Source organism: Aliiroseovarius conchicola (genome assembly GCF_041403445.1).
Taxonomy (GTDB): domain Bacteria; phylum Pseudomonadota; class Alphaproteobacteria; order Rhodobacterales; family Rhodobacteraceae; genus Aliiroseovarius; species Aliiroseovarius conchicola.
The window spans coordinates 200,054-214,267 of record NZ_JBGEHL010000001.1 but is presented as its reverse complement, the minus strand read 5'-3'; the positions used below and the strand labels follow the sequence as shown (position 1 = coordinate 214,267).

General features: G+C 56.1%; 16 protein-coding genes. 9 read left to right on the top strand and 7 right to left on the bottom strand.

What is annotated here, in order from left to right; genetic code table 11:
- The first annotated feature begins 282 nt into the window (after window positions 1–282).
- From V6N04_RS01045 to V6N04_RS01015, 7 genes are all read left to right on the top strand, one after another.
- Window positions 283–843 carry a F0F1 ATP synthase subunit delta gene (locus tag V6N04_RS01045; RefSeq protein ID WP_371168257.1) on the top strand — a complete coding sequence of 187 codons (561 nt, stop codon included), beginning with the start codon at window positions 283–285 and terminating at the stop codon, window positions 841–843.
- Window positions 843–2,381 carry a F0F1 ATP synthase subunit alpha gene (atpA, locus tag V6N04_RS01040; RefSeq protein ID WP_371168256.1) on the top strand — a complete coding sequence of 513 codons (1,539 nt, stop codon included), beginning with the start codon at window positions 843–845 and terminating at the stop codon, window positions 2,379–2,381. The genes V6N04_RS01045 and atpA overlap by 1 nt, the downstream gene beginning before the upstream one ends.
- A 14-nt stretch (window positions 2,382–2,395) precedes the next feature.
- On the top strand, window positions 2,396–3,274 hold the full coding sequence (locus V6N04_RS01035; RefSeq protein WP_371168255.1) for a F0F1 ATP synthase subunit gamma: 879 nt from the start codon (window positions 2,396–2,398) through the stop codon (window positions 3,272–3,274).
- Window positions 3,275–3,293: 19 nt separating this feature from the next.
- Window positions 3,294–4,718: a F0F1 ATP synthase subunit beta gene (atpD, locus tag V6N04_RS01030; RefSeq protein ID WP_371168254.1), complete on the top strand. Its 1,425-nt coding sequence runs from the start codon at window positions 3,294–3,296 to the stop codon at window positions 4,716–4,718.
- 58 nt (window positions 4,719–4,776) lie between these two features.
- Window positions 4,777–5,187, top strand: coding sequence for a F0F1 ATP synthase subunit epsilon (locus V6N04_RS01025; RefSeq protein ID WP_371168253.1), 411 nt, complete (start codon window positions 4,777–4,779; stop codon window positions 5,185–5,187).
- 90 nt (window positions 5,188–5,277) lie between these two features.
- Window positions 5,278–6,492 carry a TCR/Tet family MFS transporter gene (locus V6N04_RS01020; protein WP_371168252.1) on the top strand — a complete coding sequence of 405 codons (1,215 nt, stop codon included), beginning with the start codon at window positions 5,278–5,280 and terminating at the stop codon, window positions 6,490–6,492.
- Window positions 6,493–6,559: 67 nt separating this feature from the next.
- Window positions 6,560–6,907: an H-type lectin domain-containing protein gene (locus V6N04_RS01015; protein ID WP_371168251.1), complete on the top strand. Its 348-nt coding sequence runs from the start codon at window positions 6,560–6,562 to the stop codon at window positions 6,905–6,907.
- 58 nt (window positions 6,908–6,965) lie between these two features.
- Here V6N04_RS01015 and V6N04_RS01010 read toward each other — a convergent pair whose 3' ends face one another.
- Window positions 6,966–7,979, bottom strand: a complete 1,014-nt coding sequence (locus V6N04_RS01010; protein ID WP_371168250.1) for a ribose-phosphate pyrophosphokinase — start codon at window positions 7,977–7,979, stop codon at window positions 6,966–6,968.
- 104 nt (window positions 7,980–8,083) lie between these two features.
- Here V6N04_RS01010 and V6N04_RS01005 point away from each other — a divergent pair, with 104 nt between their 5' ends.
- Window positions 8,084–8,683, top strand: a complete 600-nt coding sequence (locus V6N04_RS01005) for a 2-hydroxychromene-2-carboxylate isomerase (RefSeq protein ID WP_371168249.1) — start codon at window positions 8,084–8,086, stop codon at window positions 8,681–8,683.
- Window positions 8,683–9,507: an alpha/beta fold hydrolase gene (locus V6N04_RS01000; RefSeq protein ID WP_371168248.1), complete on the top strand. Its 825-nt coding sequence runs from the start codon at window positions 8,683–8,685 to the stop codon at window positions 9,505–9,507. The genes V6N04_RS01005 and V6N04_RS01000 overlap by 1 nt, the downstream gene beginning before the upstream one ends.
- Window positions 9,508–9,514: 7 nt before the next feature.
- Here the strand turns inward: V6N04_RS01000 and V6N04_RS00995 are convergent, their stop codons facing one another.
- The 6 genes from V6N04_RS00995 to V6N04_RS00970 form a co-directional block, all read right to left on the bottom strand.
- On the bottom strand, window positions 9,515–10,564 hold the full coding sequence (locus V6N04_RS00995; RefSeq protein WP_371168247.1) for a threonine aldolase family protein: 1,050 nt from the start codon (window positions 10,562–10,564) through the stop codon (window positions 9,515–9,517).
- A complete protein-coding gene (locus V6N04_RS00990) occupies window positions 10,564–11,013 on the bottom strand; it encodes a YcgN family cysteine cluster protein (protein ID WP_371168246.1) in 450 nt (149 codons plus the stop codon). Before V6N04_RS00990 ends, V6N04_RS00995 begins: the two co-directional genes overlap by 1 nt.
- Complete coding sequence (locus tag V6N04_RS00985) at window positions 11,013–11,303, bottom strand: Dabb family protein (RefSeq protein WP_371168245.1); 291 nt, start codon at window positions 11,301–11,303, stop codon at window positions 11,013–11,015. Before V6N04_RS00985 ends, V6N04_RS00990 begins: the two co-directional genes overlap by 1 nt.
- Before the next feature lie 10 nt (window positions 11,304–11,313).
- The gene (locus V6N04_RS00980) at window positions 11,314–12,252 is read right to left on the bottom strand and encodes a bifunctional riboflavin kinase/FAD synthetase (protein WP_371168244.1); all 939 of its coding nucleotides are present in this window, start codon (window positions 12,250–12,252) and stop codon (window positions 11,314–11,316) included.
- A 77-nt stretch (window positions 12,253–12,329) separates the two neighbouring features.
- Window positions 12,330–12,773 (bottom strand): MaoC family dehydratase, encoded by a 444-nt coding sequence (locus tag V6N04_RS00975; RefSeq protein WP_298568020.1) that lies wholly within the window; start codon window positions 12,771–12,773, stop codon window positions 12,330–12,332.
- Window positions 12,774–12,983: 210 nt separating this feature from the next.
- Window positions 12,984–13,859 (bottom strand): TIGR01459 family HAD-type hydrolase, encoded by an 876-nt coding sequence (locus V6N04_RS00970; RefSeq protein ID WP_371168243.1) that lies wholly within the window; start codon window positions 13,857–13,859, stop codon window positions 12,984–12,986.
- Window positions 13,860–14,214: the final 355 nt, after the last annotated feature.

The window sequence follows — 14,214 nt, the reverse complement described above, 5'->3', positions numbered from 1 at the left end:
TGTTAGTATGCAAATGTATCCCGAGATCTCGGGGCAAACAGATAATGCGCAAACTCCTTTTTTCCTTTAGAAGGTGGGGTCTGGCCGCATTGTCACGCGATGCGGGTTGAAAAGGCGACAATATGTTGGCGATAAACCGGTTCAAGCCTGTTGCGAGGTACGATTATCCCTGCTACACGCTTCTCCGATTTAGATGATACGCAACGATTGCGGCATCTGTAGGCCGCCCCGGTTTGCTGAGAGGCAGATCACAATGGGGCTAAAGACATCGGAAGGGTGGACGTGTCCGAACCAGTCTCGATCTCAACCGGCATCGCTCAGCGGTATGCCACTGCCGTCTTTGACCTGGCCAAAGAGGGCAAGAAACTGAAAGCAGTCGAGGCGGATGTTGCCGCCCTAGACGCTGCTCTCGCCGATAGCGAAGACCTTCGCGACCTGATCAGTTCACCGGTTTACAGCCGGGACGAACAAGGCGCATCGATCGCAGCCATCGCCAAGAAAATGAAACTTTCGCCAATGGTTGCGAACACGCTTGGGCTTATGGCCCAGAAACGGCGCTTGTTCGTATTGCCTCAGCTTGTGACCGCGTTGCGTAACCTCATTGCTGAGGACAAAGGAGAGGTCACTGCAGACGTGACCGCTGCCAAGTCTATGACCAAGGCGCAACAAGACAAACTTGCCAAAGCTCTAAAAGCTACAATCGGCAAGGATGTAAATATCAACCTGGCCGTCGATGAAACGCTCATCGGTGGTCTTGTCGTCAAAGTCGGATCTCGCATGATTGATACGTCAGTCCGTGCGAAGCTCGACGCATTGCAGAATTCCATGAAAGAGGTCGGATAATGGGTATCCAAGCAGCAGAAATTTCTGCGATCCTGAAGGACCAGATTAAGAACTTTGGCCAAGACGCCGAAGTGGCCGAAGTTGGCCGCGTTCTTTCGGTCGGTGATGGTATCGCCCGTGTGCACGGTCTTGATAAGGTCCAGGCTGGTGAAATGGTCGAATTCCCCGGTGGTATCCGCGGAATGGCCCTGAACCTTGAAGCTGACAACGTTGGTGTTGTTATCTTTGGTTCGGACCGTGACATTAAGGAAGGCGACACTGTTAAGCGCACGAACTCGATCGTGGACGTGCCTGCAGGTGACGAGCTTCTGGGTCGCGTTGTTGACGGTCTGGGCAACCCGATCGACGGCAAGGGTCCGATCAAAACGAAGAACCGTAACGTCGCTGACGTTAAGGCGCCGGGCATCATCCCGCGTAAATCGGTTCACGAACCGATGGCAACCGGCCTGAAATCGGTCGACGCGATGATCCCAATTGGCCGTGGCCAGCGCGAGCTGATCATTGGTGACCGCCAAACTGGCAAAACTGCTGTGGCGCTTGACGCCATCCTGAACCAGAAGTCGTACAACGACGCTGCTGGCGACGATGAAAGCAAGAAACTGTACTGTGTCTACGTTGCTGTTGGTCAGAAGCGTTCGACAGTTGCTCAGCTGGTTAAGAAACTGGAAGAAAGCGGCGCGATTGAGTACTCGATCGTTGTGGCTGCGACCGCATCTGACCCCGCGCCAATGCAGTTCCTGGCCCCTTACGCAGCGACCGCGATGGCCGAACACTTCCGTGACAACGGCCGCCACGCGCTGATCATTTATGATGACCTGTCAAAGCAAGCTGTGTCCTACCGCCAGATGTCGCTTCTGCTGCGTCGTCCGCCCGGTCGTGAAGCTTATCCGGGTGACGTTTTCTATCTTCACTCGCGCCTGTTGGAGCGTTCGGCCAAGCTGAACGAAGATTACGGTTCCGGTTCCTTGACCGCGCTGCCCGTGATTGAAACCCAAGGTGGCGACGTTTCCGCGTTTATTCCAACCAACGTGATTTCGATCACCGACGGCCAGATTTTCTTGGAAACTGAACTGTTCTACCAAGGTATCCGTCCTGCGGTGAACACCGGTCTGTCGGTGTCGCGTGTTGGATCATCGGCTCAGACTAAAGCGATGTCTTCGGTTGCAGGTCCGGTGAAACTGTCGCTGGCTCAGTATCGCGAGATGGCTGCGTTCGCTCAGTTCGGCTCCGATCTTGATGCGGCTACTCAGCAGCTTCTGAACCGTGGTGCGCGCCTGACCGAGCTTATGAAGCAAGCTCAGTACTCGCCGCTGACCAACGCTGAAATCGTCTGCGTGATTTATGCAGGGACCAATGGTTACCTCGACAAGATCGACGTAAGCGAAGTTGGTCGCTTTGAAGCGGGCCTTCTGAACCACTTGCGTCAGAACCACGCTGATTTGCTTGCTGATATCACCGACAACGACCGTAAGGTTAAGGGTGAGCTTGAGGACAAAGTCAAAGCTGCGCTGGACGCGTTCGCCGCTGACTTCGCTTAAGGGGGCCGGAAACGATGCCCAACCTTAAGGACCTCAAAAATCGGATCGAGAGTGTTAAGAACACTCGGAAGATCACGAAGGCCATGCAGATGGTGGCCGCCGCAAAACTGCGGCGGGCGCAAGAAGCGGCTGAAGCGGGTCGCCCCTATGCAGATCGGTTCAACGCCGTTCTGGGTGGGTTGGCTGCTGCTTCAGGTGGGGGCGACGGCGCCCCGAAACTGCTTGCCGGTACGGGTTCCGATCAAGTCCACATGCTTGTGGTCATGACCGCTGAACGCGGGCTTTGCGGCGGCTTCAACTCGTCTATCGTGAAGATGGCGCGTGCCAAGGCCGATGAGCTGTTGGCGGCTGGCAAGACGGTGAAAATGATCACCGTTGGCAAGAAGGGCCGCGAGCAACTGAAGCGTGAATTCGAAGACCGTATGGTAGAACATGTTGATCTGTCGGGTGTGCGCAACGTTGGCTATGACAACGCGCAGTCGGTTTCGAACGATCTTATCCATCGCTACAACGAGGGTGAGTTCGACGTGGCGACGATCTTCTATAACCGGTTCGAAAGCGTGATCACTCAGGTCCCGACAACCAAGCAGGTTATCCCTGCCAGCTTTGACGCCCCAGAAGAGGGTGCGGCTGCGTCGACGATTTATGATTACGAGCCGTCAGAAGAAGGTATTCTGGAAACGCTTCTGCCTTCGGGCGTTGCCACCCAGGTCTTCTCGGCACTTTTGGAAAACGCTGCTTCAGAGCAGGGTGCGCGTATGGCCGCAATGGACAACGCAACCCGCAATGCTGGCGAAATGATCGACAAGCTGACCATTCAGTACAACCGTTCGCGCCAGGCAGTGATCACCAACGAACTTATCGAAATTATTTCGGGCGCCGAGGCGCTCTAAGGAAACCGGAGAAACAACAATGGCTAACGCTAAAGGTAAGATCACCCAGGTGATTGGCGCCGTTGTGGACGTTCAGTTCGAGGATGCCCTTCCCGAAATTCTGAACGCACTCGACACCGACAACAATGGCAACAAGCTTGTGCTTGAAGTGGCTCAGCACCTTGGTGAAAACACCGTGCGCTGTATCGCTATGGACGCGTCCGAAGGTCTGGTCCGTGGTCAAGCGGTTACTGACACCGGCGCACCGATCTCGGTGCCAGTTGGCAACGCAACGCTAGGTCGTATCCTGAACGTCATCGGCGAACCCGTTGACGAAAAAGGTCCCGTTAAATCGAAAGACAGCCGCCCAATTCATGGCGATGCCCCTGCGTTTGACGAACAGTCGACTGAAACAGAAATCCTGACCACCGGCATCAAGGTTATCGACCTGCTGGCGCCCTACACCAAGGGTGGTAAAATTGGTCTATTCGGCGGTGCCGGCGTTGGTAAAACCGTTTTGATCATGGAACTGATCAACAACATCGCGAAGGTGCACTCGGGTGTGTCCGTGTTTGCGGGTGTTGGTGAGCGGACCCGTGAAGGCAATGACCTGTATCACGAGATGATCGAATCCGGCGTTATCGTTCCTGACGATCTGGAAAAATCAAAAATTGCGCTGGTCTACGGCCAGATGAACGAACCTCCCGGTGCACGTATGCGTGTTGCCCTGTCGGGTCTGACCCTGGCTGAGCAGTTCCGTGATGACACCGGTTCGGACGTTCTGTTCTTCGTGGATAACATCTTCCGCTTTACCCAAGCTGGTTCGGAAGTTTCGGCTCTGTTGGGTCGTATTCCTTCGGCGGTTGGCTATCAGCCAACACTGGCGACCGACATGGGTGCGATGCAGGAACGTATTTCGTCAACCAAATCGGGTTCGATTACATCGGTTCAGGCCGTGTATGTTCCCGCGGATGACTTGACCGACCCTGCGCCTGCGACTTCGTTTGCTCACTTGGACGCGACGACCGTTCTGGATCGTGCGATCTCGGAAAAAGGCATCTACCCGGCTGTTGACCCACTTGGTTCAACTTCGCGTCTGCTTGACCCGCTGATCATTGGTGAAGAGCACTACAAGGTTGCGACCGACGTTCAGCAGATCCTTCAGCGTTACAAGTCGCTGCAAGACATCATCGCCATCCTTGGCATGGACGAACTGTCGGAAGAAGACAAACTGACAGTTGCGCGCGCTCGTAAAATCGAACGCTTCCTGTCGCAGCCGTTCGACGTTGCGAAAGTGTTTACTGGTTCTGACGGTGTTCAGGTTCCTCTGGAAGACACAATCACGTCGTTCAAGGCTGTTGTGGCTGGCGAATATGATCACCTGCCCGAAGGCGCCTTCTACATGGTTGGCGGCATCGATGAAGTGATCGCCAAAGCCGAGAAAATGGCAGCTGATGCTGCCTAATTGGGAACGTGACGGGGCAGCTTAGCCTGCCCCAGATCATCCTAAAAGGAGACCCAAAATGGCTGATACGATGCAATTTGACCTGGTGTCGCCCGAACGGAGCCTCGCTTCGCTTCAGGCTACAGCCGTCCAGCTGCCGGGTACTGATGGCGACATGACAGCGATGCCGAACCACGCACCGACGATCACAACGTTGCGTCCGGGTATCGTTCGTGTTGAAGCGCCTGAAGGCAACGCTGATTTCGCAGTAACTGGCGGTTTCGCCGAGGTTACAGCAACCGGCACATCGGTTCTGGCAGAGCGTGCTGTGCCTGTGTCTGAGATGACGCAAGAGGTTCTGGACACGTTCGTGTCTGATGCGGCTGCCGCATCAGAGAACGCGACCACGGAAAACCTTGACGAACTGGCCAAGCGCACCGTCGACATTGCCGCAATGGCAAGTGAATTGGGACTGTCGGCCAAGGCCTGATCGCACCCACCCTAAAAGATAGAAGGCCCTGCCAACTGGCGGGGCTTTTAGCATTTGCGCTCTGGTCGTATTCGCGTCACAGATGGGCGCATGACAACTAAGACCCCTGGAAGTTCGCGCGCGGCCATTTGGTTCGTTCTTGCCACCATCCTGTTGGATGCTGTGGGGATCGGGATTGTGTTTCCAATCATGCCTGATCTGATGGAACGCGTTGGCGCGGCCAGCACAGCTGACGGCGCGTTCTGGGGCGGGATCCTTATGGCCTCCTATGCTGCGATGCAGTTCCTGTTCGCCCCAATTATCGGCGGAGTTTCTGATAGCCTTGGGCGACGACCCGTCCTGCTGTTGGCCCTTGTAGCATTGACAGTCGACTATATCGTAATGGCACTGGCGACGACGTTTTGGTGGCTGCTGATTGGCCGTCTGCTGGCGGGTATTGCGGGGGGAACCTATATCACCGCGACAGCCTATCTGGCCGACGTCTCGAAACGCGAAGAGCGCGCCGCGAATTTCGGCCTTATCGGTGCGACCTTTGGGATCGGATTTGTGATGGGTCCGGCCATTGGTGGCTTTGTTGCCAGCTATCATATTACGGCTCCATTTTGGTTGGCCGCCGTATTGGCAGGGATTAACGTCATCTTCGGTTTCTTCGTCCTGCCAGAAAGCCTTAAGCCCGAGAAACGCCGCGCTTTCCGCCGCCGGGACCTGAACCCGTTTGGTTCGATCTTAGATGCCTTCAAACTTCCCGGCTTGGCATTGCCGCTGGCGCTGATCTTCGTCTTCGAGTTCGCCAATATGGTCTATCCAACCCTGTGGGCCTTTTGGACGCGCGAGGTGTTTGGCTGGGGCACAGCGCTGATCGGGTTGACGCTGGCAGCCTACGGTATCGCTGTGGCGTTTTCACAAGGCGTTGTTATGCGTTTGCTAATCCCACGTTTGGGGGAATACCGGACGCTCATATTTGCGATCATTTGCGGTATCGTGGCCTTGGTTGTTATCGGGTTCACCGGCAGCGTTATTGTGATGTTCGCGGTGATCGTCGTATCAGCACTCGCAGACATGGCCCCCCCCACGATGACCGCGATGATGGCCAACATGGTGGATGAAGATCGGCAGGGTTTGTTGCAAGGCGTCATTGCAAGTCTTGCGTCGATTGCAGCCGTTATTGCGCCCATGGTGCTGACAGGAATATTTCAGAACTTCGCAGGCGATGACGCGGCACTGTATTTGCCCGGTGCTCCTTTCTTATTCTCGGCGTTGCTGATCATGCTGATCTTCCCGCTCTTCCTGAGGTTGAAGCGCTAGACTGGCTTGCCAGGCCCGGTAATTTCAGGTCTTCTGAAATGACCTAGGGTTGTGGGGATATCGGTGTATGCGGCGGATCAAGAGCCATATGGTCGGGGTTGACCAAGGCAGTTCGGTTCTGTTTTCGGATTTTGAACATGACGGCGAAATGTGGACCGGCAACGGGCCGCGCAAGCTATCCAAAGACGTTGCGTTCGCCGAGCCTTTTATCGCGTCGCCCTCGGTGCATGTTAGCGTGTCCATGTGGGATCTGGATAAGCGTACCAACGCGCGTGCCGATATTGCAGCCGAAAATATAACCGAGAAGGGTTTTCAAATCGTCTTTCGCACATGGAGCGATACCCGTGTGGCACGGGTCCGTGTGGATTGGCTGGCAATCGGTGGCCTGCGGGGGGACGATGATTGGGATGTCTAAGCCCGTCAGCGAAAAAGGGCCCGAAGAGGCCCTTTAACCGACAGGCTAAGCAGCTGCCTCAGTAATACATGCCTTCGTAGAGAGGCTCTAACGTGTCGTGATCAAACAGCGACGATACCGATGTGCCACCCCAAATGTTCAAAATTGCCTGAGCAAACATCGGAGCAGTCGGTACGACGCGAATATTACTTGCACCGAGTACCGGTTTGGTTGGCGCAATCGAATCTGTAATGACCAATGATTTCATGACCGAATTTGTCACACGCTCGACGGCTGGGCCGGACATCACACCGTGCGTGATATAGGCATGGACTTCACTGGCGCCCTTTTCCATCAGAACTTCGGCGGCTTTACACAAGGTACCAGCAGTGTCGCAGATGTCGTCGACGATGATACACCGCTTGCCAGTCACATCCCCAATGACGATCATTTCGGCAACTTCTCCGGCCTTTTCACGGCGCTTGTCCACGATCGCCAGTGGTGCACCGATACGTTTGGCAAGCTCGCGTGCGCGGGCCACGCCGCCGACGTCGGGTGAGATCACCATGACCTCGTCCAGGCAGTCTTTAAAGTGATGCTTTACATCCAGGGCAAAGATCGGGCTGGCGTAAAGGTTGTCGACTGGGATGTCGAAGAAACCCTGGATCTGAGCCGCATGAAGATCCATGGTCAACACGCGCTCGATCCCCGATTGGGCGATCATGTTGGCAACCAGCTTGGCTGAAATCGGTGTGCGCGCTTTGGTGCGGCGATCCTGTCGGGCATAACCGAAATAGGGGATCACAGCGGTCGTGGTGCGTGCGGATGACCGACGCAGCGTGTCGGCCATGATCAATAGCTCCATCAGGTTGTCATTTGCCGGGTTCGAGGTCGGCTGGATGATGAACATATCCTCGCCGCGTACGTTCTCGAACACCTCGACGAAAATCTCGCCATCGTTAAATCGCTCGACACGCGCGTCGACCAGTCCAACGGCAGCGCCGCGATGCATCGACATGCGTTTGGCGACGGCCTCGGCCAGGGGCCGGTTGGCATTGCCAGAGATGAGTTTCGGTTCATTTGTGGATGGCATGGCAGCGGTTCCCGGTGGTCAATATGACAGAATCGTGACGTTGACACCCCATAGCATCGGGATAGATTCCTTGAAACAGTATTGGGGCAACAGGAGCCGTAAAAATGAGCCATGTAGACTATTATTTCACAGTGTTGTCCCCTTGGGCCTTTCTGTCTGGAACGCGACTGGAAGAAAGTGCTGCGCGTCACGGCGCGACGGTCACTTACAAACCGCTGGACATCGGTCAGTTGTTTGGCCGTACAGGGGGAACTCTGCCCAAGGATCGGCATCCATCACGGATGGACTATCGGATGCAAGAGTTAAAGCGCTGGTCGAAAACGCTCGATATGCCGATGAACTTCACACCGGCACACTGGCCGACCAATGGAGCGCCAGCTTCCTATGCCATTATTGCAGCACAAGCGTCGGGCGCGGGTGACACGGGCGCACTTGTGAACGGTATCGGTCGTGCCTGCTGGGTCGAAGAAAAGGACATCGCAGAAGACACAGTGATCAAGGCCTGTCTTGAAGCCGCAGGATTTGATCCCGCGCTTGCGGATAGTGGATTGTTGGCAGGTGCCGAAACCTATGGACGCAATCTTGACGACGCGGTGAATGCCGGCGTCTTTGGGTCGCCCTTTTACGTCTGCGACGACGGCGAGGTGTTCTGGGGACAAGATCGACTGGACGCGTTGGACGCTCACCTCGGAAGCAAGGGCTAATGACGATCGAGCCGTTCGCCGGGCGCCCGACCTACTGGAGTAGGACGGGTGACGGTCCGCGTCAGGCTTTGATGGTGCATTGCTCGCTCGCGCATTCAGGTGCGTGGCGCGGGGTACAGAAAAGGCTTTCGGATGATTTTACGATGCTCGCATTCGACTTACCCGGACATGGGCGAAGTGCTGACTGGGAGGGGGAGCCCGAATATCAGGATGTGAGTGTCGAGATTGCTGAAGCCCTGCTGGAGCGCGAAGCAGATGGCCCGCTGGACCTGATCGGCCATAGCTTTGGGGCGACGATAGCTCTGCGGCTGGCGCAACGCGTCCCGGACCGCGTGCGCAGCCTGACATTGTTTGAGCCGGTCCTGTTCGCCGCTGCCAAGGCGCATCTGGTCTTCGCAGAAAACCTGGCCTATATGAATGGTCCATTTGCAGACGCCATGCGGGCTGGCGACCGGATGGAGGCAGCTCGGTTGTTCAACGTCATGTGGGGGCGGTCCGATGTCTGGCAATCTTTGCCACAGGCGCAGCGCGATGACATGGCAAAGCGCATTCATTTGATCCCTGCTGGCAAGGTTGTCACCCATGATGACATTCATGAACAAGCTGCACCTGGTGCGCTTGAGGCGCTCAAATTTCCCGTCCTTCTGATGGAAGGGGCCAACTCACCCGAGATTGCGCGGGTCGTGCTGGACGTGATGGAACGGCGATTGCCAAATGCTACACGCCGTGTGATTGCGAATGCTGCTCACATGGCGCCGGTCACCCACCCAGAGCTGGTGGCAAACGCAATTCTGGAATTTGTAAATACACAGGCGCCGGTGTGAGCAAGGACTAGCCACGCACCAAGTCGACAAACCGATCTATGTTTTCATTCGACATCGACCAATCGGCAACCATGCGGGCGGTCAAAACTTCGGTGGGATCCTTCCCGTCCAGACTGCCTTCCCAGATGTAATAGATCGCTCCGGCGTCGTGCAGCCGCTTGTGACCCGCACGCGACCAGCCCGCAAAGCTCATATTAGCCTCGGGTTCATGCAGGAACGAGGCACCTGCGATCTGTTTCAACCCACGCACCAAACGCGCATTGGCGGCGTTGGAGCGTTTGGCGAGTTCAATCCACAGGTCGTCGGTTAGATACGCCAGCATTTGTGCGGACAGATACCGATGCTTTGAGAAAAGATGCGCGCCGCGCTTGCGGCGCAGCTCAAATTCCCATGCGTGCTTGGGATCAAAAAAGATCACTGCTTCGACACCCAAACAACCGTTCTTGGTGCCACCAAAGCTGACGGCGTCAATACCGGCTTTCCATGTCATTTCGGCGGGCGAACATCCGAGCGCTACCAGTGCATTGGCGAAACGCGCTCCGTCCAAATGGGTCGGCAAGCCGAAGCCTTTTGCAACATCGCACAGGGCAGTCAGCTCTGGCACGGTATAGACCGTGCCGCGTTCGGTCACGTTGGTAATCGAAACAGGGCCGCGTTGCGGGCCATGTACACCGCGACCTTCCTCAAACGCGATCTTGGCGCTTAGGTCGGCCGGGCCCATCTTGGCGTCTTTGGTCGGCACAAGCGTCAGTTTGGCACCACCAGAATAGAACTCGGGCGCATTGCATTCATCCTCGTGGATATGCGCCTCGGCCGCGCAGAACACGGTTTCCCAAGGCTTTGTCAGCGTGGCCAACGCAATCGAATTGGCTGCTGTTCCCGTTGGAACCAGATAAACGGCAGCTTCGGGGGCCTCGAATATCTCGCGAATACGCGCCCGGACCTCTTCCATGATCGGATCGGCGCCATAGGGCATTGCATAGCCTTCATTGGCTCGGGCCAAAGCCTCCATCACTTTGGGGTGGGCCGGGCCGGAATTGTCAGAGGCAAGATACATCAGTGCGGCTCCTCGATCAGGTGGTCTTCCCATTCATCTTCGGGAACTTCAAATTCGGGGACCGTCCAGCCTTGAACGCTGCGCTCCGCTTTGTGGACGCTATCCGGATCACCGGACACAAGCGGGTGCCAATCTTCAAGCGGTTTGCCTTCGTGCCGCAACCGATAGGCGCAAGACGCGGGCATAAAATAGGCCGTTTCGCCAATATTTTCAGGGGTCAGGACGATACATTCGGGGACGAATTGCAGACGGATGTCGTATTGCGAACACCTACAGGTGTCGCCGTCCAGAAGGCGGCAGGCGACGCGGGTAAACACGACCTCGCCGGTTTCGTCATCTTCCAGTTTGTTTAGGCAACACTTGCCGCATCCGTCACACAGTGCCTCCCACTCTTTCGGGGTCAGATCGTCAAGCGGACGCTCCCAGAATTTTTTGCGCAGTTGCCCCATCAGTTCGATACGAAATCGGCGGCGACACGCATCTCGCGAAGCGGGCGGACACGCGCGATCGATTTTTGATAAAGCGGGTGAGCCTTATAGAGCGCCATCTGGGCTTCGTCCTCAAACTCTCCATAGACCACCACGTCAGGCGAGGGGCCGGGAATCGGGTCTGTCGCGATATTCTCTGCGATTTCAAGACGAAGACTGTGTGGGATATCCTTCAGAACAGACAAACCTTCGCGGATATTGTCGCGATCTTCGGGACGTTTGGCAGTAAAGAATACGATATGTCGGATCATTGGTCAGACCTTACAAACGTGAAAGGATGTCGCGCGCTCGGGCGCAATCTGCATCCATCTGGGCAATCAGGGCGTCGAGACCATCGAACACCTCTTCGGGGCGGAGGTAATCGACCAAGGCAACGGAAATCTCTTCCCCATATATGTCGCCTGTGAAATCGAAAATGAAGCTTTCAAGATTGGGTCGGTTTTCGCCGAACATCGGTCTGGTGCCCATGGACGCCGCGCCACCATAGCTGCCTTTATGTGGACCGGTCAGGATGTCGACCTCGACCACGTAGACGCCGAATTTAGGTGGATGAAGACCGGCGATGGACATATTCGCGGTGGGATACCCAAGATCACGTCCGCGCTGGTCGCCGCGAATAACCTTGCCGTCAATGCGGTGCCAATGACCCAACATGCGGGCAGCGTCGCGGGGGCGGCCTTCGGTTAGCGCGGCGCGGATGGCAGTCGAACTGACTTCGCCCACATCGTCGGACATGAGGGAAGCCACCGTCACACCGAAGCCCAACCGTTCGCCCAATGACACCAGATCGCGGGCCGATCCTGCGCGACCCTTGCCGAAATGAAAGTCCTCGCCGATGACGACATGGCTCAATCCAAGCCCATCCCGTACGACGTCCTTGGCGAATTCTTCGGGCGTCAGCGACGACAGCGTATCGTTGAAGCTGAGTTCATACAGTCGCTCTACACCCAGTTTTTCAAGCCGGTGCGCGCAGGTTTCGGCGTTCATCAGCCGGAAGGGACCAGATTTCGGGGCGAAGTACTGGCGGGGGTGCGGCTCGAATGTCATCACACCCAAGGGGGCGCCGATCTGACTGGCTTTGGTCCGTGCAATGTCGATTACATACTGATGGCCAAGATGCACGCCGTCGAAATTCCCGATCGCGGCAGAAGCGCCGCGGTCCGCATCTTCGACAAACTGATAGTCACGAATAATCCGCATATGCTGGCATTATCGCCCACAGCCAACAGGTGCAAGCCCAGCCGCGCCGCGCGGTTGGATTTCGTACAAATATTGGGTCAGTCGAACTTGGCGGACGGGGCCAGAACTTTGGCTTCACCTTTTAGTACGGGTTTTCCATCCACCAGGCATTCTGTCTTTAGCGTCACGCGCCGTTTGGCGTGATCAATGTCCATCACGGTCACTTCAGCGCGCACGGTATCGCCAGGGCGTACCGGGGCGAGGAACGTCAAGCTTTGACCCATATAGATCGTGCCATGTCCAGGCAGCTGTTCGCCAATTACGGCCGAGATCAGCCCGGCTGTCAGCATCCCATGCGCAATGCGGCCTTCAAAGATCGTGTCATTTGCATAATCGTCATCCAAATGAACTGGGTTCCGGTCGGTCGAAATCTCGGCAAACATCTCGATATCCCGGTCCGTCACCTCTTTCGTGACATGGCGCGACATGCCGATTTCCAGCTCTTCAATGCAGATTGTTCCGCGTGGGAAATTGTCCAACATCAGGATCCTCCTAGAGGGTGGCTGCGTAATAAAAAGACGAAATATCGCCAAACCTTGCAATATCATTACTTTGCAGGTGCAGAAAATCAAGGGAAAAGTGATCTGGAGTGATCAGATTGGAGAGGCTGGAATCACGCGATGAATTGCGTGAAATTCGGTGCAGATAAGCGCCTGCGCCCTTGTTTTTATGTGTTCCGGGCGCCTCGCTGCTTATCGCAGATACCCAATTGCCATGGTCGGTGTGATCATTTGGTCGGAAATATACTGTTCTAATGCGGCTGGGTCGGGTTGGCGGTCCGTCTTTGTCTCGTCTCGGGCAAGGCCACCGGTGATAAACAAAGAATCGATATCTTCGCCCTGGGCACCGCGGATATCGGTCAGAATGCCGTCGCCAATCGCAAGGATTCGGCTGTCATCCACCGCGCGCCCATCGGCCGTCATGCGCCGTCGCGCAAGATCGTAAATCGGAGGATGGGGTTTGCCGAAATAGAGGCTTTCGCCACCCATGTCGGTATACATTTTGGCCACCGCGCCCGCGCACCACTGGCGTTCCTCGCCTCGGTCGACGATGATGTCAGGATTGGCGCAAAGTAGCTTTTGCCCCATTTGCTTGGCCATCATCAGGGCCGGACGCAGTTCTTCCAAATCGGCCATCGGATCAAACGGGCCGCAGCAGGCAATCCCCTCGGCCTGATCGACAGGAACCCGCGTGATCTCGACCGGGTTATCGATCACGTTCAGCGGCTCGAAGAAACCCTCGTCGCGTTCCCATTCGCCCATGAAATAGACTTTGTTGCCAATAGCGCCAGTGAACATAGCCGCCCGCGCACTGTCGCCCGACGTGGCAATGGTGTCGTAGCAATCCGAGGGCACGCCGAATTCCGGCAGTTGCTCCATCACACCCGCGCGGGGTTTAGGAGAGTTCGTGACCAGCACCACGAAGCCACCGGATGCCCGATACGCGCGCAGGGCAGCCACCGCTTCGGGAAACGCGGTGATCCCATTGTGAACGCAGCCCCAAAGATCGACGAACAGTGCGTCGTAGTTGGCGGATATCTCGGACAGGCTTTCAATAACACGGGTCATGGCGCGTCTCCTTGGGTGTTATGGGAGATATGGCAGAGGGGAAGCGGGGTGGCTAGGGGGAGTGGAGTAAATTGGTCGCCGCCCGCCCATTGAGCGAGCGCTTCACGCCTACCCGAGGTCAGGGCGCGCGCTATGTTCGTCTGATAGGATCAAACCTAATGCAACCACTTCTGAAGGGATGATGTGGATTTCGTAAGATGAAATCATCAACTTCTGAAAGTCGTTCCGGCAGTTTCTCTGCGTCGGGATAGCTTCTGTAACTAAGGAAGCGAAAGCCGGCGTTCCAAAGTCGTTTCACTTTCTCCCATTGTTCTGAATCAGATTTTCTGGGGGCTTTGAATGAGCGCCCCATTAA